Genomic DNA, 24708 nt, shown 5'->3' on the forward strand with positions numbered 1-24708 from the left:
GTAGGAGCGAACTTGTTCGCGAGACGTTCGACCTGACACACCGCATCGGTCGCCTCGCCAACAAGTTGGCTCCTACATAATGCGGCGGTGCGTCGTCGAGTGAGTCTCTGTAGGAGCGAACTTGTTCGCGAGACGTTCGACCTGACACACCGCATCGGTCGCCTCGCCAACAAGTTGGCTCCTACAGAATCGCGCGGTGCGTCGTCGAGTGAGTCTCTGTAGGAGCGAACTTGTTCGCGAGGCGTTCTACCTGACACACCGCATCGGTCGCCTCGCCAACAAGTTGGCTCCTACACAATCGCGCGGTGCGTCGTCGAGTGAGTCTCTGTAGGAGCGAGCTTGTTCGCGAGGCGTTCTACCTGACACACCGCATCGGTCGCCTCGCCAACAAGTTGGCTCCTACAGAATCGCGCGGTGCGTCATCGAGTGAGTCTCTGTAGGAGCGAACTTGTTCGCGAGGCGTTCTACCTGACACGACGCATAATCCGCCTCGCCAACAAGTAGCCTCCTACAGAATCCACCGGCTCAAGCGTGTTGCACGCCTGCGCGTTTGAGCAGTTGCTTGCAGCGCTCGGACAGGTGAATCACCCGCAGGTGTTTGCCGGCTTTTTCGTAGCGCTCACGCAGGGTTTTCAGCGCGGCGATGGCGGAGTAATCGACGAAGCTCAGGTGACGGCAGTCGAGGGTAACGACAGCGGGGTCCTCGGCGGTGGTGAACTGGTTGAGGAACTGCGTAACGGATGCAAAAAACAACGTGCCATGCAGGCTATAGACCTTGCTGCTATCCGCCTCAACGTGGGTGTCGGCATACAGCTCCCGAGCCTGCTGCCAGGCGAAGTTGATCGCCGCAATCAAAATGCCAAACAGCACCGCGGTCGCCAGATCTGTCAGCACGGTGACGATGGTCACGGCGATGATCGCCAGCATGTCGTTCAGCGGCACTTTATGCAGCACCCGCAACGAGGCCCAGGCGAACGTCTGCTGAGCGACCACGAACATCACCCCCACCAGCGCCGCCAGCGGAATGCGTTCGATCAGCGGCGATAGAAACAGCACGAACATCAAGATCATCACCCCGGCCACCACACCCGACAGCCGTCCGCGACCGCCGGAGCTGAGGTTGATCACGGTCTGGCCGATCATCGCGCAACCACCCATCCCGCCGCAGACACCCGATGCCATGTTGGCAAAGCCCAGAGCCACGCATTCGCGGTCCGGGTAGCCGCGGGTTTCAGTGATCTCGTCGGTAAGGTTCAGGGTCAGCAGGGTTTCCAGCAAACCGACCAGCGCCATCAGGATGGCGTAAGGCGCGATGATGCGCAGGGTTTGCAGATCCCACGGCACGTCCGGCAGGGCCAGCGATGGCAGACCGCCCGCAATGTGCGCCATGTCCCCCAAGGTGCGAGTGGGAAGATCAAGAAAGTAGACCAGCAGCCCGATGCCGAGAATCGCAATCAGCGCAGGCGGGATGGCGCGGGTCAGGCGCGGCAGCACGTAAACGATGGCCATGGTCAGCGCCACCAGCCCGACCATCAGGTACAGCGGCGTGCCGGTCAGCCAGGATTCGCCCACTTTGAAATGCTCAAGCTGCGCCATGGCAATCACGATGGCCAAACCGTTGACGAAACCGAGCATCACCGGATACGGCACCATCCGCACCAGTTTGCCCAGCCGTAGCACGCCGAAGACCACCATCAGCAGACCTCCCAGCAACACCGTCGCCAGCAAATACTGCACACCTTGTTGCACCACCAGCGCGACGATCACCACCGCCATCGACCCGGCCGCCCCGGAAACCATCCCGGGCCGACCGCCGAACAACGCGGTCAGTGTGCAAATAATGAAAGCGCCGTACAGGCCCATCAAAGGGTTCAGGTGTGCTACCAGCGCAAAAGCGATGCACTCCGGGACCAAGGCGAAGGACGTGGTCAATCCGGCCAGAACATCGGCGCGTATACGGGCTGGTTTCATGATTTACCTGACATGCGCGACGGGCTGAGCGTCGCAAAAAAGGGAGGATGGTACGCAATCCCGGTATTGCTCGCCAGTCAGCAAATCCCACTGTCAGGTCAATCGGGTATGTGTAACCATATATGGCTACGCCCTGATGCCGCCCCTATAAAGGATAAGAACACGGATGCTTGCCGCCTTCAGACATTACCCGTTCTCAGTCAATCTGCTGCTGTCATCGTCGCTATTTCTGACGCTGGGTCGGGCGATTACCCTGCCGTATCTGGTGATTTACCTGTCCTCCAATTTTGCCCTGGGCATCAGCGAAATCGGTCTGGTGGTGGGCAGTGCATTGTTCGTCGGTTCGCTGCTCAGCCTGTATGGCGGCTATCTCACCGACAAACTCTCAAGCTACCGGTTGATCCTGAGTTTCACCGGGTTCTTCACGGTCGGGTTCATCGGCATGTGCATCACCCGGCACCTGTGGCTGTTTTTCGTGTTTCTGGTGTCGTTCAATTTCGCCTATTCGGTCATCGATATCGTGGTCAAGGCCGCCTTCGGCAAACTGCTGCCGGAAGCCGAACGCGGCAAGGTATTTTCGGTGCGCTACACGCTGATCAACATCGGTTATGCAGTAGGCCCGTTCATTGGCGCGGGGCTTGCGCACATGGACATGAAGCTGCCGTTCCTGATGTCGGCGATCCTGGGCCTGGGTTATTTCCTGACCTATATGGTCTGGGGCGACAAGACCCTGAGTTCCGCCGATCCGGCCAATGCGCCGGTGTCATTCATCGCGGTAGGGCGGATTCTGCTCAAGGATTACCGGCTGGTCTGCTTCACCGTCGGCGGTGCGTTGAGCGCAGTGGTGTTCGGCCAGTTCACGGCCTACATCTCGCAATACCTGGTGACAACCAGCACTCCGGAATTCACTTATCAGGTCATCAGCTCGGTAGTGGCGGTGAATGCGGCGGTGGTGATCTGTCTGCAGTACATGGTCGGCAAACGCATTACCAATGAGCACTTGAATCAATGGCTGACGGCAGGTTTCAGTCTGTTCCTGCTGGGGGTGGTCGGTTTCGCGCTCTCCACCAGCGTGCTGCATTGGGCGTTGGCCGTGGCGATCTTCACCCTCGGCGAGATCATCGTGTTCCCGGCCGAATACATGTTCATCGACCGCATCGCGCCGGATCATTTGCGCGGCATGTACTACGGCGCGCAGAACCTGTCCAACCTCGGCGGCGCGCTGGGTCCGATCCTGTGTGGTTTTGCGCTGGCCTCGCAGCCTGCGCATTTCATGTTCTACATGCTGGCGGCGTTTATCGTGGCTGGCGGATGCTTTTATCTGATGGGAGCGTCCTATTCCAAGCGCCACGACGCGGGCCGCGGTGATCGTCTCCCATGAGTGCTTTGCCTCCTCTCGATGCCTGGCAGCAAGCGGTCGACAACCTGGGTTTTCAACCGGATGAAGCCCAGCGTCACGCCGCCGAAAAACTGCAGGCGTGCTATCTGGCGCTGCACGCTGCGAAAGGATCCTCACCCGCAAAAGGCGTTTACCTGTGGGGCCCTGTGGGGCGCGGCAAGACCTGGCTGATGGACCGTTTTTTCGAGAGCCTGGACATCCCGGCACGACGTCAGCATTTCCACCACTTCATGCGCTGGGTGCATCAGCGACTGTTTCAATTGACCGGCACTGCTCATCCGTTGCAAACGCTGGCGCGCGAACTGGCGCGAGACGTTCGGGTGCTGTGCTTCGACGAGCTGTTCGTCAATGACATCGGCGACGCAGTGATCCTCGGTGGATTGTTGCGTGCGATGTTCGAAGAAGGCGTTGTGCTGGTCTGCACCTCCAACCAACTGCCGGAGCAGCTGTACGCCACTGGCCACAATCGCGAGCGCTTCGTGCCAGCCATTACTGCGATCAGCCACTTCATGGACGTGGTGTCGGTGGACGGCGGCGAAGACCATCGGCTGCATCCGGGGCAAGCGCATCAGCGTTATTGGGTCACACCGAAGCAGGGCGCCAGCGCACTGGTGGCGGTGTTCGAGCGCTTGAGCGGCGGGCTGTCGGTGTCGACGCAGCCGGTGCCATTGGGGCGTCGGCATCTGGCGGTGGTGCGTAGCAGCAAGACGGTGGTCTGGTGTCGTTACGCCGACCTGTGCGAACAACCGCTGGCGGCGATGGATTTCATCGAACTGTGTGATCGCTACGAGGCCGTGTTGCTCAGTGAAGTGCCGGCGTTGAGTGCGCCCCAGCGTGAAGGGCGGATTGCGCGCGGCACCGAAGACGGCGTCGAACAAGTGGTGGCGGGTGATCGTGAATTGCCGCAGTTGTCGCCTTATGACGATGGCGTGCGTCGTTTCATCGCCCTGGTGGACGAATGCTACGACCGCAAAGTGCCGCTGTATGTCGAGGCCGCGCTGCCGATGCCCGAGCTGTACACCGAGGGCTATCTGGCGTTTGCTTTTCGCCGCACGCTGAGCCGGCTGCAGGAAATGCAGTTGGAGCGGTTTGGCTGACATTCAATCTGATCTGTAGGAGCCAACTTGTTGCGAGATGGTTTTGCTGACACTCCGGCGTCAAACCTCGCCAACAAGTTGGCTCCTACAGGTCTCGCGTTTCAAATGCTGTTACGCCGCCGCTGCGCCAGCACATGCTTGGCGCCTTCAAACATCAGCACCATCACTGCTGTCCAGATCGGCAGGTAGGTCATCCATTCATCACGCTGGATCGATTCGCCCAGCATTAGGGCGACGCCCACCAGCAGCACCGGCTCGACGTAACTGAGCAGTCCGAACACGCTGAACGCCAGCAGGCGACTGGCGAGGATGTAGCTGACCAGCGCCGACGCGCTGATTGCGCCGAGGATCGGAATCAGCGCATACAGCCGTGGCGATTGTTCCAGCGCCGTGGGGTTGCCGTTCCAGACAATCAGCAACGCCACCGGCCATACCAACAGCATGTCCCACCACAGCCCGCCGAGGTTGTCGGTCTTGAGCTTGCGCCGCAGGACGAAATAAATCGGGTAACCCAGCGCCACCACCAGCGTCTCCCACGAGAAACTGCCCAGCCGCAGCAACTCGTTGCCTACGCCGATCAGTGCGCAACAGGCGGCAATCTTCTGCAGGTGCGACAGGTGCTCACCGAAGACCACGCGTCCGGTCAGGATCATCGTCAGCGGCAGCAGGAAATAGCCCAGCGACACCTCAAGACTGCGTCCATGCAGCGGCGCCCACATGAACAGCCACAACTGCGCGCTCATCAGCGCCGCCGAGATCACCATCGCCCCGAGCATGGCCGGTTTTTGTCGCACCCGTGCGGTGAGGGCGCGGACCAGTTTCCAGTCACCGCTGTACAGCAGGAACAAGGTGGCGCAGGGCAGGGTGAGCAGCATGCGCCAGCCGAAGATTTCTTCGCCGGTCAGAGGTTTGAGCAGAGAGGTAAAGTAATACATGACCGCGAACAGGCAGGAGGCCATGACCGACAACGTAACGCCTTTGTGCACAGATGCCTCTTTATGCTTGTTGTTTTGGGTGTTTCAGTCGTCAGACTCTGGCGGTTTGAGCGTCGGAAACGGCGCACAGTCTATCTGAACCCGCCGTTTTTCGCGGCGCGGTTGTGGTCGCCAATAAGCGGTGTTTGGCGCAAATGCGTGTTTGGCAGGAAACAACGCACGTTTGGCAGAGATCGAGACAGCCTGCCGATTGAGGGGCGTGCCGCTGCGGTAGAGACTTGTCCTCAACGCGCCAGACGGTGCGATTTATCCTGAGGACTATCGCCATGACTCAATCCATCGCTGGCATCAACATCCCCGACAGCGCCTTGGCCCGTGCCACTACCGAATACATTCGCGAGCAGCAGGATGATCTGTTGTTCAACCATTCCCGCCGGGTGTTTTTGTGGGGCGCATTGACCGGCGAGCGCAAGGGGTTGAAGTACGACGCCGAGCAGCTTTATGTCGGCGCGATGTTCCATGACCTGGGACTGGTTGAAGGGCATCGCAGCAAGACTGACCGTTTCGAGGTCGACAGCGCCAACGCCGCCCGCGCATTCATGCAGCCTTTTGGTTTGTCCGAAGGCGATATCGAGCAGGTGTGGTTGTCCATTGCCCTGCACACCACGCCGGGAGTGCCGGAGCATCTACGTCCCAACGTCGCGCTGGTGACGGCGGGTGTTGAGATGGACGTGCTCGGGATTCAGTACGACAAGTTTTCCGATGAGCAGCGCGAGGTGGTGACCCATGCCCATCCCCGTGGCGAGGCATTCAAGGAATGCATCCTCTGCGCCTTCGCCAATGGTTTCCGTGACAAGCCCGATACCACGTTTGGCACCGTTAACGCGGACGTGCTGGTGGATGAAGATCCAAAGTTCAAGCCGCTGAATTTCGTCGACATCATTCGCAATTCGCCGTGGAAGGCGTGATCGACTCATCCAGCAACGCGGTCCCCTACAGGATCGCAACAACCGATATATAGCGTCACGGGCTCTGAGGTGTTCCTGAAGCGCCTCAATCCGACACGAAACATTTGGATAAACCGCGACCTTTGTTAGGCTCCCTGTTTTGTCAGCATTTTTGGCTGACCTCTTGCCAGGGAGCTTCAATGACCTCCATCAGCACTGCGCCGCCGCTCACTCCTGGGCGGCTGGAACAGTTTTCCACCCGAATCGCTTTCTTCATCGCAGGTTTCAGCATCGCGGCCTGGGCGCCGCTGGTGCCGTACGCCAAGGCGCGCATCGGCCTGGATGAGGGCACGCTTGGCCTGTTGCTGTTGTGTTTGGGCGTCGGCTCAATCATCGCCATGCCATTGGCAGGGGCGCTGGCTGCGCGATTCGGTTGTCGGCGTGTGTTAATGGCCTCAACGGTGCTGGTCTGCCTGTGTCTGCCACTGTTGGCGACGGTGTCCAGTTTGCCGTTGATGGTCGCGACGTTGTTCGTCTTCGGCGCGAGCATGGGGGCGCTGGATTGCACGGTGAATATTCAGGCGATCATCGTCGAGCGGGCCAGCGGCAAAACCATGATGTCCGGATTTCACGGCTTGTTCAGCGTTGGTGGTTTTGTGGGGGCGGCTAGCGTCGCGGGCATGCTTAGTGTGGGCGCATCACCGCTGATCGCGATGCTTGTGGTCGCGGTGTTCTGCTTTATTGCGCTGCTCAAGGCTGCACCGCATCTGCTCACTTACGGCAGCGCGACCCGTGGTCCCGCCTTCGCCGTTCCTCGGGGGATCGTGCTTTTTATCGGGTTACTGTGCTTTACGGTGTTCTTGACTGAAGGCGCGATGCTGGACTGGAGCGCGGTGTTCCTGAGTGCTCAGCGCGGGGTTGAAACCTCGTACGCCGGACTCGGTTATGCCGTGTTTGCCACCACCATGACCATTGGCCGTCTGTTCGGCGACCCCATCGTGCGGCGTGTGGGCGGCTCGCGCATCATCCTGATTGGCGGTCTGTGCGCTTCGGCAGGTTTGGCCCTCGCCACGCTGGTGCCCACTTGGGAAGCGGCATTATTGGGTTATGCGCTGGTGGGGGCGGGCTGCTCGAATATTGTGCCGGTCTGCTACAGCGCGGTCGGGCGGCAGAAAACCATGCCGGAAAACGTCGCGGTTCCGGCGATCACCACATTGGGCTACGGCGGGATTCTGGTCGGGCCCGCGGGTATTGGTTTCGTTGCCCACGCCAGCAGCCTCGATCTGGCATTCATGATCATTGCCGTGATGCTGCTGGGCGTCGCCGTGAGTGGACGATTCCTCAAAGGCTGACCCTTTCTGTAGGAGCCAACTTGTTGGCGAGAGGATTGATGCGGTGTGTCAGGCACGTCGCCTCGCGAACAAGTTCGCTCCTACAGAGGGGCCTTGATCTATGAGCTGCCATTTCTGTAGGAGCCAACTTGTTGGCGAGAGGATTGATGCGGTGTGTCAGGCACGCCGCCTCGCGATCATGGGAAATGTGTGGGTGCAATGGCGCCGCACTCCTGCTTCTGCCCGGAGGGCGTAGGAGTCCGGCTTGCCGACGATGGGCCGCGCAGCGGCCCTAAAACCAGGCGCCCCGGGTTATCAGACATACCGAGTGCTCAGGGTTTACTGCCGCTGCGCGGCAGATCGTCGGCAAGCCAGACTCCTACGGCCTGCGGCCAGAATCAAAAGCCTCGCGAACAAGTTCGCTCCTACAGAGGGGCCTTGATCTATGAGCTGCCATTTCTGTAGGAGCCAACTTGTTGGCGAGAGGATTGATGCGGTGTGTCAGGCACGCCGCCTCGCGATCATGGGAAATGTGTGGGTGCAATGGCGCCGCACTCCTGCTTCTGCCCGGAGGGCGTAGGAGTCCGGCTTGCCGACGATGGGCCGCGCAGCGGCCCTAAAACCAGGCGCCCCGGGTTATCAGACATACCGAGTGCTCAGGGTTTACTGCCGCTGCGCGGCAGATCGTCGGCAAGCCAGACTCCTACGGCCTGCGGCCAGAATCAAAAGCCTCGCGAACAAGTTCGCTCCTACAGAGGGTATTGGATCGACGCGGTCGCCTCTGTAGGAGCCAACTTGTTGGCGAGGGGATTAATGCAGTGTGTCAGTCATCGTGGGAGGGAGCTTGCTCGCGATGCATGTGTTCAGAAGAGGATTCAGCGTCTGAAACACCGCTATCGCGAGCAAGCTCCCTCCCACCAGGTTCCATCCCAAATCCCGCGTTTGCCGGGTTGAGGGTTTACGCCGGTACCATTTCAAACCCGACGCCAAAACGGTTCCAGGCATTGATCGTGGCGATGGCCAGGGTCAGGTTGGCGACTTCGGCTTCGGAGAAGTGTTCGAGCAGTGTCTGGTATTGGTCCTGCGGCGCGTGGTGAATCGACAGCAGGGTCAGGCTCTCGACCCAGGCCAGCGCCGCTCTTTCACGCGGGGTGAACCAGTTGGTTTCGCGCCACACGGTCAAGGTCTGCAAACGTGCTTCGGTCTCGCCAGCCTTGCGGGCATCGTTGGCGTGCATGTTGACGCAGTAAGCGCAGCCGTTGATTTGCGATGCGCGCAGACGAACCAGCTCCAGCAGCGATGCTTCAAGACCGGATTTGCCCAGTGCCATTTCCAGGCCGACCATGGCTTTGTAGGCGTCTGGTGAGGCTTTGGCCCATTCGATGCGTTGGCTCATTTCAGTGCTCCGATGTAAATACGGTGGGTGTGGCATCAAGTTACCCCTGTCGCTGTCGATCTCTGATAGCCAATAACGGGGTATTCACGCAGACCAATTGAGCCATTCGAACGCGCCTTCCAAGACCAAAGCGGCCACACTTCATGAAGAGGCAGGCCACGCTTTGCGCCTTGTCCCCGGCGTTCAACGCTTTACCATGGGCCGAACAATCACAAGGAGGCACGTCATGTTCGCCGGATTTGAAAAAGCGCAGCGCACGGTCAATGGCGTCGACATCGCCTTTCGCATGGGTGGCTCGGGTCCGGGCCTGCTGTTGCTGCACGGTCACCCGCAAACCCACGTGATCTGGCACAAGGTCGCCGAAACCCTGGCGCAGCATTTCACCGTGGTCGCCGCTGACCTGCGCGGCTATGGAGACAGTTCAAAACCGCCAGCCACCGAAGATCACAGCAGTTACTCAAAACGCGAGATGGCTAGCGATAACGTCGAGCTGATGAACGAGTTGGGGTTTTCGACGTTTGCGGTGCTGGCCCACGACCGGGGCGCGCGAGTCGCCCACCGGCTTGCACTGGATCATCCGCAGGCTGTGACGCGCCTGGCGTTACTCGACATCGCACCGACGCTGGCGATGTACAGCCAGACTGACGAAGCCTTCGCCCGCGCGTATTGGCACTGGTTTTTTCTGATTCGCCCGGCGCCTTTGCCGGAGACGCTGCTGGAGGCCAATCCCGAACAATACCTGCGCAGCGTGATGGGCAGTCGCAGCGCCGGGCTGACCCCGTTCACCGACGAAGCGTTCGCCGAGTATGTTCGCTGCGCAAGCCTGCCCGGCGCGGCCCGTGGCGTGTGCGAGGACTATCGCGCCAGCGCCAGCATCGATCTGGAACACGACCGAGCTGACATCGCTGCGGGCAATAAATTGAACATGCCATTGATGGCGTTGTGGGGCGCCGAAGGCACCGTGGGCAAGTGCTTCGATCCGCTGAAAGAATGGAACGCCGTCGCCACCGATGTGCGCGGCGGAGCATTGCCAGGAGGGCATTATCTGGCCGAAGAGGTGCCGGAGGCGTTGCTGGAAGAAGTGTTACCGTTTTTTTTGTGATCAGGTTCTGGTGTCGACGCAATCCCTGTAGGAGCTGACGAGCACCGCGAGGCTGCGATCGCGGTGTGTCAGACACATTGCATCGCAGCCTCGCGGTGCTCGTCAGCTCCTACAAATAGCGTGAGCATGCCGGCTTTTAACAATGCGCGCGCGTACCTTGTCATACGCCAGGTTAAACACCATCGTGTACGGCAGGAACAACAGCAGCAACCCGATATCCAGCCAGAACGCTTCCAGCAGGCTGATCGACAGCCACCACGCCGCCAGTGGCACGACTGCGACGATCAAGCCGCTTTCAAACGAAAGCGCATGCAGCGCCCGCACTTTGAACGACATCGCAAAACCCAGACGCGCGCGAATGCGATCGAATCCTGCGTTGAACAACATATTCCAGAGCATGGCGACGGTGGAAATCATCACCGTCATCGCGCCCATTTTGCCCAGTGAATGACCCAGCAGCCAGGCGAGCGCGGGGGCGAACAGCATCACGCCGATCATTTCGAACAACAGCGCGTGCAGTGCGCGCTCTTTCAGGGTTTTAGCCGGCACTGCGGCCGTTTTGCTTGAAGTCATTTTCATCACACAGTCACTTTGTTACAGGGCAGGGGTGCATTGTCGGGGTGCGCTGGACTAAAGTGAAAATCGTATCCATCGGAAAAACCGATGGACTGACAGATCAGGCAGCCCATGAGTTATTCCCCCGAAGCCCTCGAAGCCTTTGCCCAAGTCGTCGCCCTGGGCTCTTTCAGCGCCGCTGCACGGCGTCTGGGCAAAAGCCAATCGACCATCAGCGAAGCCATTTCCCGTCTGGAAATTGATTTGGCCGTCGAGTTGTTTGATCGCTCTTCCAAACAGCCGACGCTCACCGAAGCCGGACGCGCGTTGCATGGGCGCATTGAGGATGTGCTCGCGGCATCAGATAAGTTGCGCCGCGCCGCAGGGCGTCTGGCCGAAGGCATGGAGCCGCGGCTGACGCTGGTGCTGTCCGACGCCAACCAGTTCGCCGAGTTCGAGGTGCGGATGGCTGAGCTGGATCAGCGCTTTCCTGAACTGGAGCTTGAGTGTGTCTTTGCCGAGCATGGGGATGCGATCAATCTGATCCAGTCCGGCAGAGCGTCGTTGGGGCTGCTCTCGGCCCAGGCCAGCTATCCGCCGGAAGTCGGTTACGCGACCATCGCCGAGCGCGCGGACTTCGGGCTGTTTGTTTCGCACAAGCATCCGCTGGCGGCAGAGACGTCAGTGGACTACCCCAAGCTTGCGCAGCACCGGGCGCTGCGGCTCAACACCATCGTCGACGAAAGCGTGCCGACCAGCGACCTGCCGGCAGGAGGGCTGCGCAGCTGGTCTGCGCCCAATTATCTGCTGCTGATGGACATGGCGGTGTTTGGTTTTGGCTGGTCGGCGTTGCCGCGCTGGCTGGTGTCGGGTTATGCCCAGGGGCGGCTCAAAGAACTGCAAGTCCCCGGCTGGCCACGCAGTTCGGCGGTGGATGTGATCTGGTCGCGGCAAAAAAGCCTGGGACCGGCGGGCGCCTGGTTGCTGGGGACGCTGTTGGAAGGGCGCGGGGATTATTGAGCTTCACGTCGCTCTGTAGGAGCCAACTTGTTGGCGAAGCGGTCTTTGGGCGTTGCAGGCAGAAAGCCTCGCGAACAGGTTCGCTCCTACAGGGTATCTCGGCGTCTGATCGGGACGACGCAATCGATTGCGACCACCGGTCATGGCTGAACCGGATGGGCGCGAAGGCCTCTAACGTGGGCCTTTGAGCGGGTCAGGCAGCGATGCCTGGCCCGTTTTGCTTTTGCCAGGCACAGCGCTTGTCAAAAAAGGGTTGAATAGTCACAACAAATGTTATTTAAATAACAAAAATAATAGCGTCATCGATCTGTGCATCGAGGCGTTCACAGGGTAAATCATCCATGAACAAGATCGCGGTCATCGGCAGCAATATGGTGGATTTGATCACCTACATCGACCGGATGCCTGAACAAGGCGAGACCCTCGAAGCCCCCAATTTCGCCATGGGCTGTGGCGGCAAGGGCGCCAATCAGGCGGTCGCCGCTGCCAAGCTCGGTGCCGACGTGTTGATGCTGAGCAAGGTCGGCGACGACATGTTTGCCGACAACACCCTCGCCAATTTCCAGCGGTTCGGCATCGACACCCAATTCGTTGCCCGCGTGCCGGGCGTCTCCAGCGGCGTCGCGCCGATCTTCGTGCAGAGCGATTCCCACAACAGCATCCTCATCGTCAAAGGCGCCAACGCGCACCTCAAACCGGCTGACATCGATGCCGCCCAAGGTGCATTGCGGGACTGCAAGCTCATCGTGTTGCAGCTGGAAATCGAACTGGAAACGGTTTACCACGCCATCGACTTCGCCAAGCGCAACGGCATTGCGGTGCTGCTCAATCCGGCGCCCGCCGTCGCGGGTCTAAACCGTGAGCACCTGTCGCAGCTGGACTTCTTCATCCCCAACGAAACCGAACTGGCGCTGATCACCGGCAAGCCAGTAGACGGCCCGGACACTGCATTGGTCGCTGCGCGCCAGTTGGTGGAAGAGGGCATTCGTCATGTCATCGTCACCCTGGGCGACAAGGGCGCGTTGTACGTGGGCGAAGAGGGCGAGTTTCGCGTCGAGGGCCATAAGGTCGCGGCGCGGGACACCACGGGCGCAGGTGATGCGTTCATCGGTTGCTTCGCCCATCACTGGAGCCAGGACGGCGACATGCGTAAGGCCATGACTCAAGCGGTTGCGTATTCCGCCTGCTCGGTCACGGGTTTGGGCACCCAAAGTTCATACCCGGACGCTGCCACGTTCGGGCAATTTCTCGGATCGCTGTAAACCGGCTTCGCGCCGGGCTGAACGTCGCTCATCCTGCATCCCACGGAGAACAATAATGACAACACCCGCGCTCCAACAAACCCCGGACGGTTTCTACCTCAACCGCACGCCGTGGTTCGCGTTCCTGCTGTTGTGCAGCATCTTTGCCCTGTGGGCAGCTGCGGCGAGCATGAACGACGTGCTGATCGCCCACTTCAAGAAGGCCTTTCTGCTCAGCGATTTCCAGACGGCATTCGTGCAATCGGCGTTCTACCTCGGCTACTTCTTCGTGGCGATTCCGGCTGCGATGGTGGTGCGACGTTTCAGCTACAAAACCACGATCCTGATCGGCCTGCTGCTGTACATGTTCGGCTGTCTGTTGTTCTTCCCGGCGGCCTCCACCGCCAAGTACGGCATGTTTCTTCTGGCACTGTTTGTGATTGCGGCCGGTCTGTCATTTCTGGAGACCGCGTGCAACACCTACTCGACGCTGATGGGTCCCCGTGAAACCGGCACCCGCCGTTTGAACATCTCCCAGACGTTCCACCCGTTCGGCGCCATGACCGGGGTTTACGTCGGCAGCTTCGTGATGTTCAAGGACACCGACGCGACCCGCGAGCAATTGACGCAGATGAGCGCTTCGGATGCCGCGATCCAGCAACTGCAAATGATCCAGTCCACGTTGTTGCCTTACAAATGGATGATCGCGGTGCTGATCCTGATGTTCATCCTGATCGCCATCACCAAATTCCCGGCGTGCAAGGGCAACGTCAAAGCCAACGTCAAGACCAGCAGCATCGGCCAGAGCCTGTCCCGCCTGTGGCGCAACCCGCGCTTCACCTTCGGCGTGCTGGCGCAGTTTCTGTACGTCGGCGCGCAAGTGGGCGTCTGGAGTTTCACCATTCGCCTGGCCATGCAAATGGGCGGCATGAACGAGCGCAGCGCTTCGTGGTTCCTGCTTACCACCTTCGCCGCGTACTTCGTCGGCAAGATGATCGCCAACCTGCTGATGCGCAAAATGCACCCGGCCAAAGTCCTCGCTATCTACGGCGTGCTAACCATTGTGCTGCTGGCCTACACGATTCTGGTGCCGAACATCAGCGCGGTATACGCGGCGGTGGGCGTGAGCATTTTCCTGGGGCCGTGCTGGCCGACCATTTACGGCCTGACCATCGACGGTTTGGGCGAAGACACCGGCGTGGGCGGTTCGCTGTTGGTGATGAGCATCGTCGGGGGCGGCGTGATCCCGATCTTCCAGGGCCTGCTGTCTGACGCCACCCATGGCAACATGCAGCTGGCGTACACCGTGCCGTTGCTGTGCTTTGTGGTGATCGTGATTTACGCCGTCAAATGCATGCGTGACCCACGCAGTGAACATGCACCGGTGGGCGCGGTGACTGCCTCATGAATACGTTCAAGCTTGACCTGTACCCGGAGCAGTTCAGCGGCGCGGAGAAAACCCTGCTGGAGTCTTCTGATTTCCGCGTGCTGGCCTGGACTTATCCTACGGGCGTGAAGGCGCTGGCGTTGGAGAACAACCGCGGACGCGTAGTGGTACTGCCGTATCAGGGCCAGATGATCTGGTCGGCAGTGTTCGATGGTTGCGATTTGACCATGCGCAACATGTTCAGCCAGCCTCGCCCCAGCCCGACGGTGATCGGCACCTATGGCTGCTTCATGTTTCACAGCGGCCTCTTGCGCAACGGCTGTCCGACGCCTGAAGACGATCATCCGTTACACGGCGAAATGCCCTGCGCGCCTATGGACGCTGCGTGGCTGGAAGTGGGCGAGGACGCAGGCGGCGTGTTTCTGCGTCTGGGTGGGGAATACGAATACGTGCAGGGCTTTGGCGATCACTACCGCGCGCGGCCCAGTGTCACGCTGCGTGCAGGGGCAGCGCTGTTCGACATCGGCATGGCCGTGACCAATCTGGCGGGCAAGCCCATGGAGCTGATGTACATGGCGCACATGAACTATGCCTACGTTGCCGATGGCCGTTTCGTCGAGCCATTGGGCGTGGAACGTACGCGGGTGCGCAGCAGTGTCCCGGCCCACGTGAAGCCGACGCCTGCGTGGTCGGCTTACATGGCTGACTTGACCGAAGATCCGTCACGGCTGGCGACGTTGAACACGCCTGAGCTGTACGACCCGGAGATCGTGTGCTTCTTCGACGGCGCTTGCACGGATGCCAGTGGGGACGCGCATTTTCTGCTCAAGCACCCGGACGGCCCGGCGTTTTATACGCGGTACAAGCCCGAGCAGTTCGAACACGCGGCGCGCTGGATTTTGCACAACCCGGATCAACAGGTGGCAGCGTTTGTGCTGCCCGCGACCTGCGAGCCGGAAGGCTATTTAGCGGAAAAGGCCAAGGGCAATGTGCGGTTGTTGGCGGCGGGGGAGAGCGCTGAATTCAGCGTGACGACGGGATATCTGGCGGCTGGGGAAGTGCGGCAGTTGGAGAGTGATTTGAAACGTTGAGGATTCATCCCTGTAGGAGCGCGCTTGCCCGCGAAAGCAATCTGCCTGCCAACGTTTCCGGCACCGATAACACCGCAATCGCGGGCAAGCGCGCTCCTACAAGGGGTGTGGTATTTGGGCGAAATCAAATCACCACCTGCGCCCCGCTTCCTTGAATCAGGTCGCGATACGGTTTAGGCAGTTTCTTGTCGGACACCACCACATGAAACTGCTCCAGCGTGGCGAAGTGCGCAGTTTTAACGGCGTCGAACTTGGTGTGATCGGCCAGCAGCATGCAATGCCTGGCCTGGCGCAGGACCTTCTGCTTGACCTCCACTTCGTTGAAATTGAAGCAGGTCACGCCGAAGGCTTCACTCACGCCTGCCGCTGAAACGAAGGCCCAGGTCAGGCGTACGCTGTCCAGGATGCTGCTCTCGTCACGGTGCTCGAACACCTGATTCTTGCGATGAAAGGTGCCGCCGCACAGCACGATGCTGCAGTTGGGTTTCTGCTGAAGCTTGAGCAGTACGTTGAGCGAGTTGCAAACGGCTGTGAACTCAAGCTCATCGGGAATGAAATCCACCACGAAGGGAATGGTAGTGCCGCAATCGAAGAACACCGTGTCACCTGGCTTGATGAACGCTGCGGCGAGTTTACCGATACGGCGCTTTTCCTCGACGTGGCGGGTGCCTTGTTCTGTGACTTTGTAATCGGCGGCTTCCGTAGGATCGAATGCCAGCGTGATATGCCCGCCCAGCAGATGAAAGCGGTCCGGATAATGGCCCAGATCACGCCGAAGGGTCATTTCGGAGACGTCCAGCAGGGCGGCCATTTCGCGCAAGTGAATGGCCTTCTGGTCCTGCAAAGCCTGCTGGATCACTTTGATGCGGTCTGATTTTTTACTGTCCACAGGCGTTCCGGCTGTCGATTAGTTATGGTAAAAAAGTAACACAAATTGTTAGTATCGAAACATATTGATCATGCTTGCGGCCTGAATCATACCGCTGGCAACCGCTTCTCATAAGGACTCGACTCAATGCCCCAGCTCGAACCCGCAGCACTCGCCCAATTTATCGACCACACCTTACTGGCCGCCGATGCTTCTCGCGAGCAGATCGCCGCATTGTGCCGTGAAGCGCAGGAGCATGGGTTTTATTCGGTGTGCGTCAATTCTGGCCAAGTCCCTTACGCTGCGCAATTGCTCGCTGGCGCGCAGGTCAAGGTCTGCGCAGTGGTGGGATTTCCGCTCGGCGCCGGTTTGAGCGATACCAAGGCGTTTGAAGCAAAACAGGCGGTGGCCGCTGGCGCGGGCGAGATCGACATGGTGCTCAACATCGGCGCTCTGAAAGACGGCCTGCTGGATCAGGTGCGCGACGACATCGCTGCGGTCAAACAGGCCTGCGGCGCGGTGCCGCTGAAAGTGATCCTGGAAACCTGCCTGCTGGACGACGCGCAAAAAACCAGCGCCTGCGAAATCTGCCGTGAGCTCAACGTGGCGTTCGTCAAAACTTCCACCGGATTCAGCCGCAGCGGCGCGACCCTTGAAGACGTTGCGTTGATGCGCAAAGTGGTCGGCGCCGACATCGGTGTCAAAGCTTCGGGCGGCGTTCGCGACTACGACACCGCCGTAGCCATGATCGAAGCGGGCGCCACGCGTCTGGGCACCAGCTCCGGGATCGCGATTGTCAGCGGAGCGACGGCGTCAGGCTCGGGTTACTGAGTTACCTCACACGCGCGGCTTTTGTAGGAGCGCGCTTGCCCGCGATTGCGTCCGATCAATGAAGTTGCTGAACCTGACACAACGCCATCGCGGGCAAGCGCGCTCCTACAGGTCCTGCGGCGTTTGGTTTCCATTCGGCAGACGGCCATGACGGGTGCCGGTCGTAGATGGCAAGATGCCCACGCATCCCGCTCTACTTTGCTTACCGGACGTCATCCATGCTCAAACCCTCCCTCGCGCATTTCAGGGCACGTTGGCTGCTCTATGCCTGCATGATCGCTGTCGTTATCGGTCTGCCAGTGGGTTGTTCGGTGCTGCAGCACAAAGAGCGCGAACTGGTATTTCGCATCGAACCGGGCACTGCCAGTTGGTATCACGGCCTGCCTGCCGAGGTGCAGGAGTTCGAACTCAAGGCGCCGTCATTTGGGGTCGCCCAGAACATCCACTCCTGGTGGTGGCCTGCCGAAAAGCGCGATGCGCCAGCGTTACTGTATCTGCACGGCTCACGCTGGAACCTCACCGGGCAGTTCTTCCGCATAGAGCAATTGCATGCTTTGGGCTTTTCGGTGCTGGCCATCGATTATCGTGGTTTCGGTCAGAGCAAAGGGCAGTTGCCGTCGGAAGCTTCCGTGTATGAAGACGCACGCATCGCCTGGGAGCGCCTGAAAGTGCTGCAACCGGATGCGCAGAAACGCCTGATTTACGGTCATTCCCTTGGCGGCGCTGTGGCGGTGGACCTTGCCGCAGAGCTGGGACAGGACGCTGAAAAGGGCGAGCCGATTCAGGCGCGGGGTTTGATCATCGAATCGACGTTCACCAATCTGGGTGATGTCGCCGCAGCGCTGGCTACGACTTACACCTCGCTGCCGGTGCGCTGGCTGGTGTCACAGAAATTCGATTCCATCGACAAGATCGCTGAAGTGAACATGCCGGTGCTGATCGTTCATGGCACGGCGGATCAGTTCGTCGCGCCACGCTTCAGCCAGGCGTTGTTCGATGCCGCCCGTGAGCCGAAAAACTTGCTGATGGTGCCCGGCGGCAATCACAACAACAGCATGAATCTGGGACGTCAGGCCTATGCTCAGGCGATTCAGGCGTTGCTTAATGCCGATGCCCCGAAAGTCCACGCGGCCAGTAACGATACGGCGGACCTGAATCCGGCGGGTTGAGCCGGATTACTGGGCCGAGTGTTGCTCGACGCTGAACGGTCGGTTGCGCACCACCACTTTGCCGGGGTGACTGTCGGGCACGACAAAACCCTTGAGCGTTTCGATCAGTGCAGCGGGGTCTTCGATGGGCAGGTCGGCGAGCTGATGGGCCGTCAGGTTCCACCATTGACTGGCAAGGAGGCTGTCGATGGTCGGCTGATCGAAGCGATAGCGCTTCACCTCGGCAGGCGAGCCCATGACGATGGCGTAGGGCGGCACGTCCTTGGTGATCAGCGATTGCGCGCCGATGACCGCGCCGGTGCCAATGGTCACGCCCTCCAGAATCAACACATCCATGCCGATCCACACGTCGTGGCCGATGACGGTCTGCTTCACGCCGTCGTGGTGTGGCGCCGCGCCGCTCAGTTGCTGACGCAGCCCGACAAGGCCGCTGTGGGAGGTCAACCAGCTCAATGGATGGGATTTGCGGTCCTGGCCGATGGTGACGTTTTTGGCTATGGAGCAATAACGCCCGATGCTCGACACGTCGTGCAGTTCGGAGCCGCTGACGATGTCGGTGTAGGCGCCGATGCTCAGGTTTTTGGAGTGGATTTTGATCTGGTGCAGCTTGACGCCATGTTCGAGGGTCAGCTGGACGTCCTTGCGCAGCCCCCGGATGCCACTGTCCAGACGGCAGTTGTGCTGCAACAGCGCATGCTTGAGCCTGCGGTCCAGCAATAGGCGCTTGAAAAAGTTCATGGTCGGCAATCCGCAGCAGAATGAGGACAAAACAAAAAGATGATCACGGCAGCACTTTGCCTGCGTGACTGATGTCACGTCTTTCACAAAGCGGGCGAATCATCGCACGGGGGATTGGTGTGCCGAAAGGGTAAAACCGGTGGAGGGGGAGAACGTTACACACGGCTCTTGATACGCCGGCCAGTTGTAGGAGCGCGCTTGCCCGCGATTACGGTATGTCTGGCAGTGCCGCGGCGGCCGGTCAAACCATTCGCGGGCAAGCGCGCTCCTACAGTGGCTGGCGTCCAGTTCACCCCCGGAAATGATCACACACCAATTGCGCCATCACCTCGCACGCCGCGCTGGTGTCGCCGGGGGCCAGCACCAGTTTCATTTCGTGCATCGGCAGGACCGGAAAGCCTTGGGCTTTTTCAAGTACGCGCATGGTCGGGCGGACGAGGCCACGGTCGACGATGCCCACCGCTAGACCTGCGCTGATCGCTGCGTCCAGCGCAGACACCCCGGCGCTGCTGATCACCGCGCGCCAACGCTGGCCTTGTTTGGTCAGGGCATCTACCGCCGCGATGCGGTACGGGCAGCCCCGGCCGTGCAACGCCAGTGGCAGCGGTTTGTCCGGGTCCATGCGGTAATCATGGCTGGCGACCCACACCGGTTCTGTGGTGCCGACCTTTCTCACCAGCCGGTCTCCCGGCGTGTCGACCCCCACGGGTTCCACGATCAGCGCCAGATCCAGCTGACCCCGTGCAAGCTTGCGATTCAAACGCCCGCTGGCTCCGGTCTCCACCTCAAGCTCTATGTGCGGGTGCAGCGCCGAAAGAGTGGAGAGCGTGCATTGCAGCAATGCCCCGGCGTATTCCTCAGAGATCCCCAATCTCACCCGACCGCTTGCCAAAGGCCGACTGAAACTGGCCAACATACGATCGTGCACCTGCAGCAGCTCCGAGCTTTGCAGGGCGAATCGACGACCCAGGGGGGTCAGGCTGACTGTCTGATTATCGCGCTCGAACAGCCGTCCGCCGGCGACTTCCTCTAGCCGCCGGACATGCAGACTGACCGCCGAAGGACTGCGGTTGAGCCAGGTCGAGGCCGCCAGAAACTGGCTGAACCTGACGATGGCCTGGAAGGTGCGTAACAGTTCGATATCGAGCGCTTCAGCCATGATTCAATAATCCTGCATCAGTGGTGCTGATCATTTCGTTTGATTGCATCAGTCATCCCTTCTTACCATCTCGGACCGTCAACCGAGAAGGGCGAAGTGATGACAATCCGACAAGCGCACGACTTCACCGCCGAAGAAGCGTCGATGCGCAGCATGAGCACGCGAGTGATCGGACTGCTGCTGTTGCTGGCGATGGTCGTCAGTTGGAGTTCCGGGTTCATCGGCTATCGGTATGCGGCGGAGCAGGGCGGCGTGTTCCTGGCGACGTTCTGGCGTTTCGTGCTGGCGGCGCTGGTGCTGTTGCCGTTTGCGTTCAAGCAACTGCGCCAATTGCAATGGGGTGATGTGCTGCGCCAAAGTCTGATGGGCATTTTCGCAATTGCTGGCTACATTGCGCCGATCGCTCGCTCCATTGAACTGGGCGTATCGCCGGGCACGTCGTCGGTGCTTGCCAATCTGTTGCCGGTCTCGATCGTGCTGCTGGCCGGTTTCGTGCCGGGGCAACGCACCCGCGGCTGGCAATGGCTGGGGCTGGTTCTTTGTGTGGTGGGGATGCTGGTTGCCAGCGCATCGAGCATCGAGCCGGGCACGGCATCGGCGTGGGCCTTTGCGTTGCCGTTGCTGGCAGTGTTGTCGCTGGCCTGCGCAACGCTGTATCAGAAGCGCGCTCCGGTGGCGCGTATGTCAGGGCTGACCGCGTTGTTCATTCAGGTCTGCGCGACGATTCCGATCTTCGCCGTGCTGGCGTTTTACGAAGGCGGTCTGCAACCGGTTGCCGCAAAGGGGTTCGCCTTCGGCGTGGTCTGGCTGACGATCTTTGGGACTATGGGCGGATACGGTTTTTACTGGCTGTGTTTGCAGCGGTTCAGCATGCAGCACATCAGCGGCGCGCTGTTCCTGACCCCGCCGGTGACGATGTTCTGGGCCTGGTTGCAGTTCGGCGACCCCTTGCCTGGCGTCGCGCTGATCGGCGTGTTGCTGACGCTGATCGGGTTGCCGTTGCTGAGTCGAAAAACGCCACCGTCCCTGTAGGAGCTGCCGAAGGCTGCGATTGCGGTGTGTCAGACGAATTGCATCGCAGCCTTCGGCGGCTCGGCAGCTCCTACAGGGTTCGGTGTTGGCGATCAGCGCGCGAACGGTGCCGGGCAGCGCTGCGCCGCTGGACAGAAGCTGATCCCGAAAGCGCCAAAAACTCTGTAGGAGCGAACTTGTTCGCGAGATGTTCTGCCTGACACACCGCGTTGTCGGGCTCGCCAACAAGTTGGCTCCTACAGGGGCTTGGTGGCGTCCGGGCGGGCTGGCATCAACGTGGCGATCAATGCGCGAACGGTGCCAGGCAGCGCGTCGAGTTCTCGAACCAGAATGCTGCGCTCGCGGATCGCCCACGGCTCGTCCAGTTCGATGGTCACCAGCTTCATTGTCCGACTGTGCCGCACGGCGGCGGATTCGGGGATGATTCCGATCCCGACGCCTGCCTCCACCATCCGGCAGATCGCCTCAAAGCTCGATACCTGAATCCTCAGCGACAGGCTCTGGCCGATGCGCTCGACGTGATCGCGCAAAAAACTCAACAAGGTGCTGCCTTCGTGCAGGCCGATGTGTTGAAACGCGAGAGTCTGCTTGAGGGTGACCTTTTTGTGGTTGGCCAGCTCGTGGCCCACCGGCACTGTCAGCACCAGGCGGTCGGTGCTGAAGTGGATGACCTGCAAGCCCGCCGCTTCAACTGGCCCGGCAATAATCCCCATGTCGGTGCTCCCATCGAGCACACCGCGCACGATGTCTCGGGACAGCCGCTCCTGCAAATCCACTGTCACCCCAGGGCGTTTCGCCAGAAACCCCGCCAGCACTTCGGGCAAGAATTCCGTCACCGCCGTGGTGTTGGCGAAGATGCGGATGTGCCCGGCCGAATCGGTGCCGAAGTGGGTGAATTCCGCTTTCAGGTAATCCACCTGGCTCATGATCAAGCGCGCGTGCTTGAGCAGCTTCTGCCCGGCGGGCGTCAGCTCCACGCCACGGCTGTCGCGGTACAGCAGCCGAGTGTCGAGCTGACCTTCCAGCGCCTTGATCCGCGCACTCGCCGCAGCCGGGGAGAGAAACGCCCGCCGAGCGCCTTGGGTCAGGCTTGGTGATTCGCCGATATGAATGAAGAGGCGCAAGTCAGCCAGGTCGAAGTGCATGGTTGTGTCCGGACATTACAGGGGCGTTCAGCATACATGAACGCCGGGTTACGCAAATGCAAATTCACAGAATGCCGAGCGGCTCGCATGATCTGGCGATAACAACAAATGCAGAGGCTGCCTGGCTATGAGTGCTTCAGATTTGCCGACGGATTTCAGTGCCTGGATCGGCCGTACCGAAGAGGCGACCGACCACCTGAGCCGTAACCTGATCAAACGCATCGCCGCGACCTTCGGCGAGCCGCTCCCTGCCGATGGTGATGCCCTGCCGCCGCTCTGGCAGTGGTGTTTTTTTCAGGAACCGGTGTTCGAGTCGCAACTGGGCGCTGACGGCCATCCTGCCCGCGGCGGCTTCTTGCCCCCTGCTGACAATCGCAATCGCATGTGGGCCGGTGGCCGTGTCGAGTTCATCGCGCCGTTGAAGGTTGGCGCCGAGGCCCACCGCCTGTCGACCATCCTGCACATCGAAGAGAAGCACGGCCGCACCGGTTCGCTGCTGTTCGTCACCGTGCAGCACGACTACTCGCAAAATGGCGAACTGTGCGTGCGCGAAGAGCAGGACATCGTCTACCGCGAGCCCAATGCGCCGAAACTCAACAGCGGCGACGCGCCGGAGCAGGGCGACTGGAGCGAGACCATTTCGCCGACCCCGACCTTGTTGTTCCGCTACTCCGCCGTGACTTTCAACGGCCATCGCATTCATTACGACTACCCCTACGTCACTGACACCGAAGGCTACCCGGGCCTGGTGGTCCACGGTCCGATGATCGCCACCTTCAACCTGCGTGCGTTCATTCGTGCCAACCCCGACAAGCGCGTGCGCCATTTCGCCTATCGCGGGGTGCGACCGTTGAAGGTGCCGACGCCGTTTCGTGTCGGTGGCCAGATTATCGAGCCAGGCAAGGCGCAGTTGTGGGCAGGCAATGAGGCCGGTGTGGCGCAGAGCGCTGAAGTGCAGTTCGACTGATTTCTCCATGAATTGATCTCTCCATGAAATGAAGCATGCGCTTTCTGTAGGAGCCAACTCGTTGGCGAGAAGCCTGGCGCGGTGCATCAGGTAAACGCCTCGCGAAAAAGTTCGTTCCTACAGAGGCCAAGGTATATCCGAGGACATAACAAGATGAATCCGTACGACGATGAAGACCTCAATGCCATCCGCGAAGGCGTGCGCGCTTTGTGCGCCGATTTCGACGCTGCGTACTGGCGCAAGATCGATGAAGAAAAGGGTTTCCCGGAAACCTTCGTCAAGGCGCTGACCGACGCCGGCTGGCTGTCGGCGATGATCCCCACCGAATACGGCGGCTCGGGGCTGGGCCTGGCCGAAGCCTCGGTCATCCTTGAAGAAGTGAACGCCTGTGGCGGCAACTCCGGCACCGTTCACGGCCAGATGTACAACATGTTCACAATGCTGCGCCACGGCAGCGAGGCGCAAAAAAGTTATTACCTGCCCAAGCTCGCCAGCGGCGAGTTGCGCCTGCAATCGATGGCCGTGACCGAGCCCACCACCGGCACCGACACCACCAAAATCAAGACCACTGCCGTGAAGCAGGGAGACAAGTACGTCATCAACGGCCAGAAGGTCTGGATCTCTCGTGTTCAACATTCGGACCTGATGATCCTGCTGGCGCGCACCACTCCACTGGCCGAGGTAAAGAAGAAGTCCGAAGGCATGTCGATTTTCATCGTTGACCTGCGCGAGGCCATCGGCAAGGGCCTGACGGTTCAGCCGATTGCCAACATGGTCAACCATGAAACCAACGAGCTGTTTTTCGACAACCTCGAACTGCCGCTGGACAGCCTGATTGGCGAAGAGGGCAAGGGCTTCAAATACATCCTCGACGGTCTCAATGCCGAGCGCACGCTGATTGCCGCCGAGTGCATTGGCGACGGTCGCTGGTTCATCGAAAAGGCCAGCGCCTACGCCCGTGATCGGGTGGTGTTCGGTCGCCCCATCGGCCAGAACCAGGGCGTGCAGTTCCCGATTGCCGAAGCGCACATCGAGGTGGAAGCCGCTGACCTGATGCGCTGGCGCGCCTGCGAGGAGTACGACAGCGGCAAAAACGCCGGGGCCAGCGCCAACATGGCCAAATACCTGGCGGCTAAGGCGTCTTGGGAAGCGGCCAACGCGTGCCTGCAAACCCACGGTGGCTTCGGCTTCGCCTGCGAGTATGACGTGGAGCGCAAATTCCGCGAGACCCGTCTGTACCAGGTGGCGCCGATCTCAACCAACCTGATTCTTTCCTACGTCGCCGAGCACCTGCTCGAACTGCCACGCAGTTTCTGAGGACCCGCAC

22 protein-coding genes are annotated in these 24708 nt (G+C 60.2%); 14 read left to right on the forward strand and 8 right to left on the reverse strand.

Features of this window, described 5'->3' with window-relative positions; all coding sequences use genetic code 11:
• Window positions 1–525: 525 nt before the first annotated feature.
• A complete protein-coding gene (locus tag ACWKV9_RS08170) occupies window positions 526–1971 on the reverse strand; it encodes a SulP family inorganic anion transporter (protein ID WP_483835582.1) in 1446 nt (481 codons plus the stop codon).
• A gap of 166 nt (window positions 1972–2137) precedes the next feature.
• On the opposite strand from ACWKV9_RS08170, the gene ACWKV9_RS08175 reads away from it, so the two are divergent.
• On the forward strand, window positions 2138–3352 hold the full coding sequence (locus ACWKV9_RS08175) for an MFS transporter (protein ID WP_483835583.1): 1215 nt from the start codon (window positions 2138–2140) through the stop codon (window positions 3350–3352).
• The gene (zapE, locus tag ACWKV9_RS08180; RefSeq protein WP_483835584.1) at window positions 3349–4467 is read left to right on the forward strand and encodes a cell division protein ZapE; all 1119 of its coding nucleotides are present in this window, start codon (window positions 3349–3351) and stop codon (window positions 4465–4467) included. Before ACWKV9_RS08175 ends, zapE begins: the two co-directional genes overlap by 4 nt.
• A gap of 101 nt (window positions 4468–4568) precedes the next feature.
• Here zapE and rarD read toward each other — a convergent pair whose 3' ends face one another.
• On the reverse strand, window positions 4569–5453 hold the full coding sequence (rarD, locus tag ACWKV9_RS08185) for an EamA family transporter RarD (RefSeq protein ID WP_483835585.1): 885 nt from the start codon (window positions 5451–5453) through the stop codon (window positions 4569–4571).
• A 275-nt stretch (window positions 5454–5728) separates the two neighbouring features.
• Between rarD and ACWKV9_RS08190 the strand changes: the two genes are divergently transcribed.
• Both ACWKV9_RS08190 and ACWKV9_RS08195 read left to right on the forward strand, forming a co-directional pair.
• Window positions 5729–6370 (forward strand): HD domain-containing protein, encoded by a 642-nt coding sequence (locus ACWKV9_RS08190; protein ID WP_483835586.1) that lies wholly within the window; start codon window positions 5729–5731, stop codon window positions 6368–6370.
• 179 nt (window positions 6371–6549) lie between these two features.
• Window positions 6550–7701 carry an MFS transporter gene (locus ACWKV9_RS08195; RefSeq protein WP_483835587.1) on the forward strand — a complete coding sequence of 384 codons (1152 nt, stop codon included), beginning with the start codon at window positions 6550–6552 and terminating at the stop codon, window positions 7699–7701.
• Window positions 7702–8638: 937 nt separating this feature from the next.
• Here the strand turns inward: ACWKV9_RS08195 and ACWKV9_RS08200 are convergent.
• Window positions 8639–9076, reverse strand: coding sequence for a carboxymuconolactone decarboxylase family protein (locus ACWKV9_RS08200; protein ID WP_483835588.1), 438 nt, complete (start codon window positions 9074–9076; stop codon window positions 8639–8641).
• Window positions 9077–9302: 226 nt separating this feature from the next.
• Here ACWKV9_RS08200 and ACWKV9_RS08205 point away from each other — a divergent pair, with 226 nt between their 5' ends.
• A complete protein-coding gene (locus tag ACWKV9_RS08205; RefSeq protein WP_483835589.1) occupies window positions 9303–10178 on the forward strand; it encodes an alpha/beta fold hydrolase in 876 nt (291 codons plus the stop codon).
• Window positions 10179–10280: 102 nt separating this feature from the next.
• On the opposite strand, the gene ACWKV9_RS08210 is transcribed toward ACWKV9_RS08205, so the two are convergent.
• Window positions 10281–10751 (reverse strand): multidrug/biocide efflux PACE transporter, encoded by a 471-nt coding sequence (locus tag ACWKV9_RS08210; protein ID WP_483835712.1) that lies wholly within the window; start codon window positions 10749–10751, stop codon window positions 10281–10283.
• A 114-nt stretch (window positions 10752–10865) separates the two neighbouring features.
• On the opposite strand from ACWKV9_RS08210, the gene ACWKV9_RS08215 reads away from it, so the two are divergent.
• The 4 genes from ACWKV9_RS08215 to ACWKV9_RS08230 all read left to right on the forward strand — a co-directional run bounded on the left by ACWKV9_RS08215 (window position 10866) and on the right by ACWKV9_RS08230 (window position 15472).
• Window positions 10866–11753 (forward strand): LysR family transcriptional regulator, encoded by an 888-nt coding sequence (locus ACWKV9_RS08215; protein ID WP_483835590.1) that lies wholly within the window; start codon window positions 10866–10868, stop codon window positions 11751–11753.
• A 341-nt stretch (window positions 11754–12094) separates the two neighbouring features.
• The gene (rbsK, locus tag ACWKV9_RS08220) at window positions 12095–13015 is read left to right on the forward strand and encodes a ribokinase (protein ID WP_483835591.1); all 921 of its coding nucleotides are present in this window, start codon (window positions 12095–12097) and stop codon (window positions 13013–13015) included.
• 55 nt (window positions 13016–13070) lie between these two features.
• Complete coding sequence (gene fucP / locus ACWKV9_RS08225; protein ID WP_483835592.1) at window positions 13071–14402, forward strand: L-fucose:H+ symporter permease; 1332 nt, start codon at window positions 13071–13073, stop codon at window positions 14400–14402.
• Window positions 14399–15472: an aldose 1-epimerase family protein gene (locus ACWKV9_RS08230; RefSeq protein WP_483835593.1), complete on the forward strand. Its 1074-nt coding sequence runs from the start codon at window positions 14399–14401 to the stop codon at window positions 15470–15472. The genes fucP and ACWKV9_RS08230 overlap by 4 nt, the downstream gene beginning before the upstream one ends.
• 124 nt (window positions 15473–15596) lie before the next feature.
• Here the strand turns inward: ACWKV9_RS08230 and deoR are convergent, their stop codons facing one another.
• Complete coding sequence (deoR, locus tag ACWKV9_RS08235; protein WP_483835594.1) at window positions 15597–16361, reverse strand: DNA-binding transcriptional repressor DeoR; 765 nt, start codon at window positions 16359–16361, stop codon at window positions 15597–15599.
• Window positions 16362–16487: 126 nt separating this feature from the next.
• Between deoR and deoC the strand changes: the two genes are divergently transcribed.
• Both deoC and ACWKV9_RS08245 read left to right on the forward strand, forming a co-directional pair.
• Entirely contained in the window at window positions 16488–17171 is a 684-nt protein-coding gene (deoC, locus tag ACWKV9_RS08240; protein WP_483835595.1) for a deoxyribose-phosphate aldolase, read from the forward strand.
• 272 nt (window positions 17172–17443) lie between these two features.
• A complete protein-coding gene (locus tag ACWKV9_RS08245) occupies window positions 17444–18340 on the forward strand; it encodes an alpha/beta hydrolase (protein ID WP_483835713.1) in 897 nt (298 codons plus the stop codon).
• Window positions 18341–18346: 6 nt separating this feature from the next.
• Here ACWKV9_RS08245 and ACWKV9_RS08250 read toward each other — a convergent pair whose 3' ends face one another.
• The gene (locus ACWKV9_RS08250; RefSeq protein ID WP_483835596.1) at window positions 18347–19078 is read right to left on the reverse strand and encodes a CatB-related O-acetyltransferase; all 732 of its coding nucleotides are present in this window, start codon (window positions 19076–19078) and stop codon (window positions 18347–18349) included.
• A gap of 289 nt (window positions 19079–19367) precedes the next feature.
• A complete protein-coding gene (locus ACWKV9_RS08255) occupies window positions 19368–20237 on the reverse strand; it encodes a LysR substrate-binding domain-containing protein (RefSeq protein ID WP_483835597.1) in 870 nt (289 codons plus the stop codon).
• Between the two features lie 99 nt (window positions 20238–20336).
• Between ACWKV9_RS08255 and ACWKV9_RS08260 the strand changes: the two genes are divergently transcribed.
• A complete protein-coding gene (locus tag ACWKV9_RS08260; RefSeq protein ID WP_483835598.1) occupies window positions 20337–21269 on the forward strand; it encodes a DMT family transporter in 933 nt (310 codons plus the stop codon).
• Between the two features lie 236 nt (window positions 21270–21505).
• Here the strand turns inward: ACWKV9_RS08260 and ACWKV9_RS08265 are convergent, their stop codons facing one another.
• A complete protein-coding gene (locus ACWKV9_RS08265; protein ID WP_483835599.1) occupies window positions 21506–22414 on the reverse strand; it encodes a LysR family transcriptional regulator in 909 nt (302 codons plus the stop codon).
• Between the two features lie 127 nt (window positions 22415–22541).
• On the opposite strand from ACWKV9_RS08265, the gene ACWKV9_RS08270 reads away from it, so the two are divergent.
• Window positions 22542–23381 carry an HTD2 family dehydratase gene (locus ACWKV9_RS08270; RefSeq protein WP_483835600.1) on the forward strand — a complete coding sequence of 280 codons (840 nt, stop codon included), beginning with the start codon at window positions 22542–22544 and terminating at the stop codon, window positions 23379–23381.
• Between the two features lie 153 nt (window positions 23382–23534).
• Window positions 23535–24698, forward strand: coding sequence for an acyl-CoA dehydrogenase family protein (locus ACWKV9_RS08275; protein ID WP_483835601.1), 1164 nt, complete (start codon window positions 23535–23537; stop codon window positions 24696–24698).
• Window positions 24699–24708: the final 10 nt, after the last annotated feature.

It is taken from the genome of Pseudomonas corni (genome assembly GCF_057128765.1).

Excerpts from the sequence above, each read along its gene's own strand:
- ACWKV9_RS08170 (WP_483835582.1), bottom strand. The coding sequence starts at position 1,971 with ATGAAACCAGCCCGTATACGCGCCGATGTTCTGGCCGGATTGACCACG.
- ACWKV9_RS08175 (WP_483835583.1), top strand. The coding sequence starts at position 2,138 with ATGCTTGCCGCCTTCAGACATTACCCGTTCTCAGTCAATCTGCTGCTG.
- zapE (WP_483835584.1), top strand. The coding sequence starts at position 3,349 with ATGAGTGCTTTGCCTCCTCTCGATGCCTGGCAGCAAGCGGTCGACAAC.
- ACWKV9_RS08190 (WP_483835586.1), top strand. The coding sequence starts at position 5,729 with ATGACTCAATCCATCGCTGGCATCAACATCCCCGACAGCGCCTTGGCC.
- ACWKV9_RS08195 (WP_483835587.1), top strand. The coding sequence starts at position 6,550 with ATGACCTCCATCAGCACTGCGCCGCCGCTCACTCCTGGGCGGCTGGAA.
- ACWKV9_RS08200 (WP_483835588.1), bottom strand. The coding sequence starts at position 9,076 with ATGAGCCAACGCATCGAATGGGCCAAAGCCTCACCAGACGCCTACAAA.
- ACWKV9_RS08205 (WP_483835589.1), top strand. The coding sequence starts at position 9,303 with ATGTTCGCCGGATTTGAAAAAGCGCAGCGCACGGTCAATGGCGTCGAC.
- ACWKV9_RS08210 (WP_483835712.1), bottom strand. The coding sequence starts at position 10,751 with ATGACTTCAAGCAAAACGGCCGCAGTGCCGGCTAAAACCCTGAAAGAG.
- ACWKV9_RS08215 (WP_483835590.1), top strand. The coding sequence starts at position 10,866 with ATGAGTTATTCCCCCGAAGCCCTCGAAGCCTTTGCCCAAGTCGTCGCC.
- rbsK (WP_483835591.1), top strand. The coding sequence starts at position 12,095 with ATGAACAAGATCGCGGTCATCGGCAGCAATATGGTGGATTTGATCACC.
- fucP (WP_483835592.1), top strand. The coding sequence starts at position 13,071 with ATGACAACACCCGCGCTCCAACAAACCCCGGACGGTTTCTACCTCAAC.
- ACWKV9_RS08230 (WP_483835593.1), top strand. The coding sequence starts at position 14,399 with ATGAATACGTTCAAGCTTGACCTGTACCCGGAGCAGTTCAGCGGCGCG.
- deoC (WP_483835595.1), top strand. The coding sequence starts at position 16,488 with ATGCCCCAGCTCGAACCCGCAGCACTCGCCCAATTTATCGACCACACC.
- ACWKV9_RS08245 (WP_483835713.1), top strand. The coding sequence starts at position 17,444 with ATGATCGCTGTCGTTATCGGTCTGCCAGTGGGTTGTTCGGTGCTGCAG.
- ACWKV9_RS08250 (WP_483835596.1), bottom strand. The coding sequence starts at position 19,078 with ATGAACTTTTTCAAGCGCCTATTGCTGGACCGCAGGCTCAAGCATGCG.
- ACWKV9_RS08255 (WP_483835597.1), bottom strand. The coding sequence starts at position 20,237 with ATGGCTGAAGCGCTCGATATCGAACTGTTACGCACCTTCCAGGCCATC.
- ACWKV9_RS08260 (WP_483835598.1), top strand. The coding sequence starts at position 20,337 with ATGACAATCCGACAAGCGCACGACTTCACCGCCGAAGAAGCGTCGATG.
- ACWKV9_RS08265 (WP_483835599.1), bottom strand. The coding sequence starts at position 22,414 with ATGCACTTCGACCTGGCTGACTTGCGCCTCTTCATTCATATCGGCGAA.
- ACWKV9_RS08270 (WP_483835600.1), top strand. The coding sequence starts at position 22,542 with ATGAGTGCTTCAGATTTGCCGACGGATTTCAGTGCCTGGATCGGCCGT.
- ACWKV9_RS08275 (WP_483835601.1), top strand. The coding sequence starts at position 23,535 with ATGAATCCGTACGACGATGAAGACCTCAATGCCATCCGCGAAGGCGTG.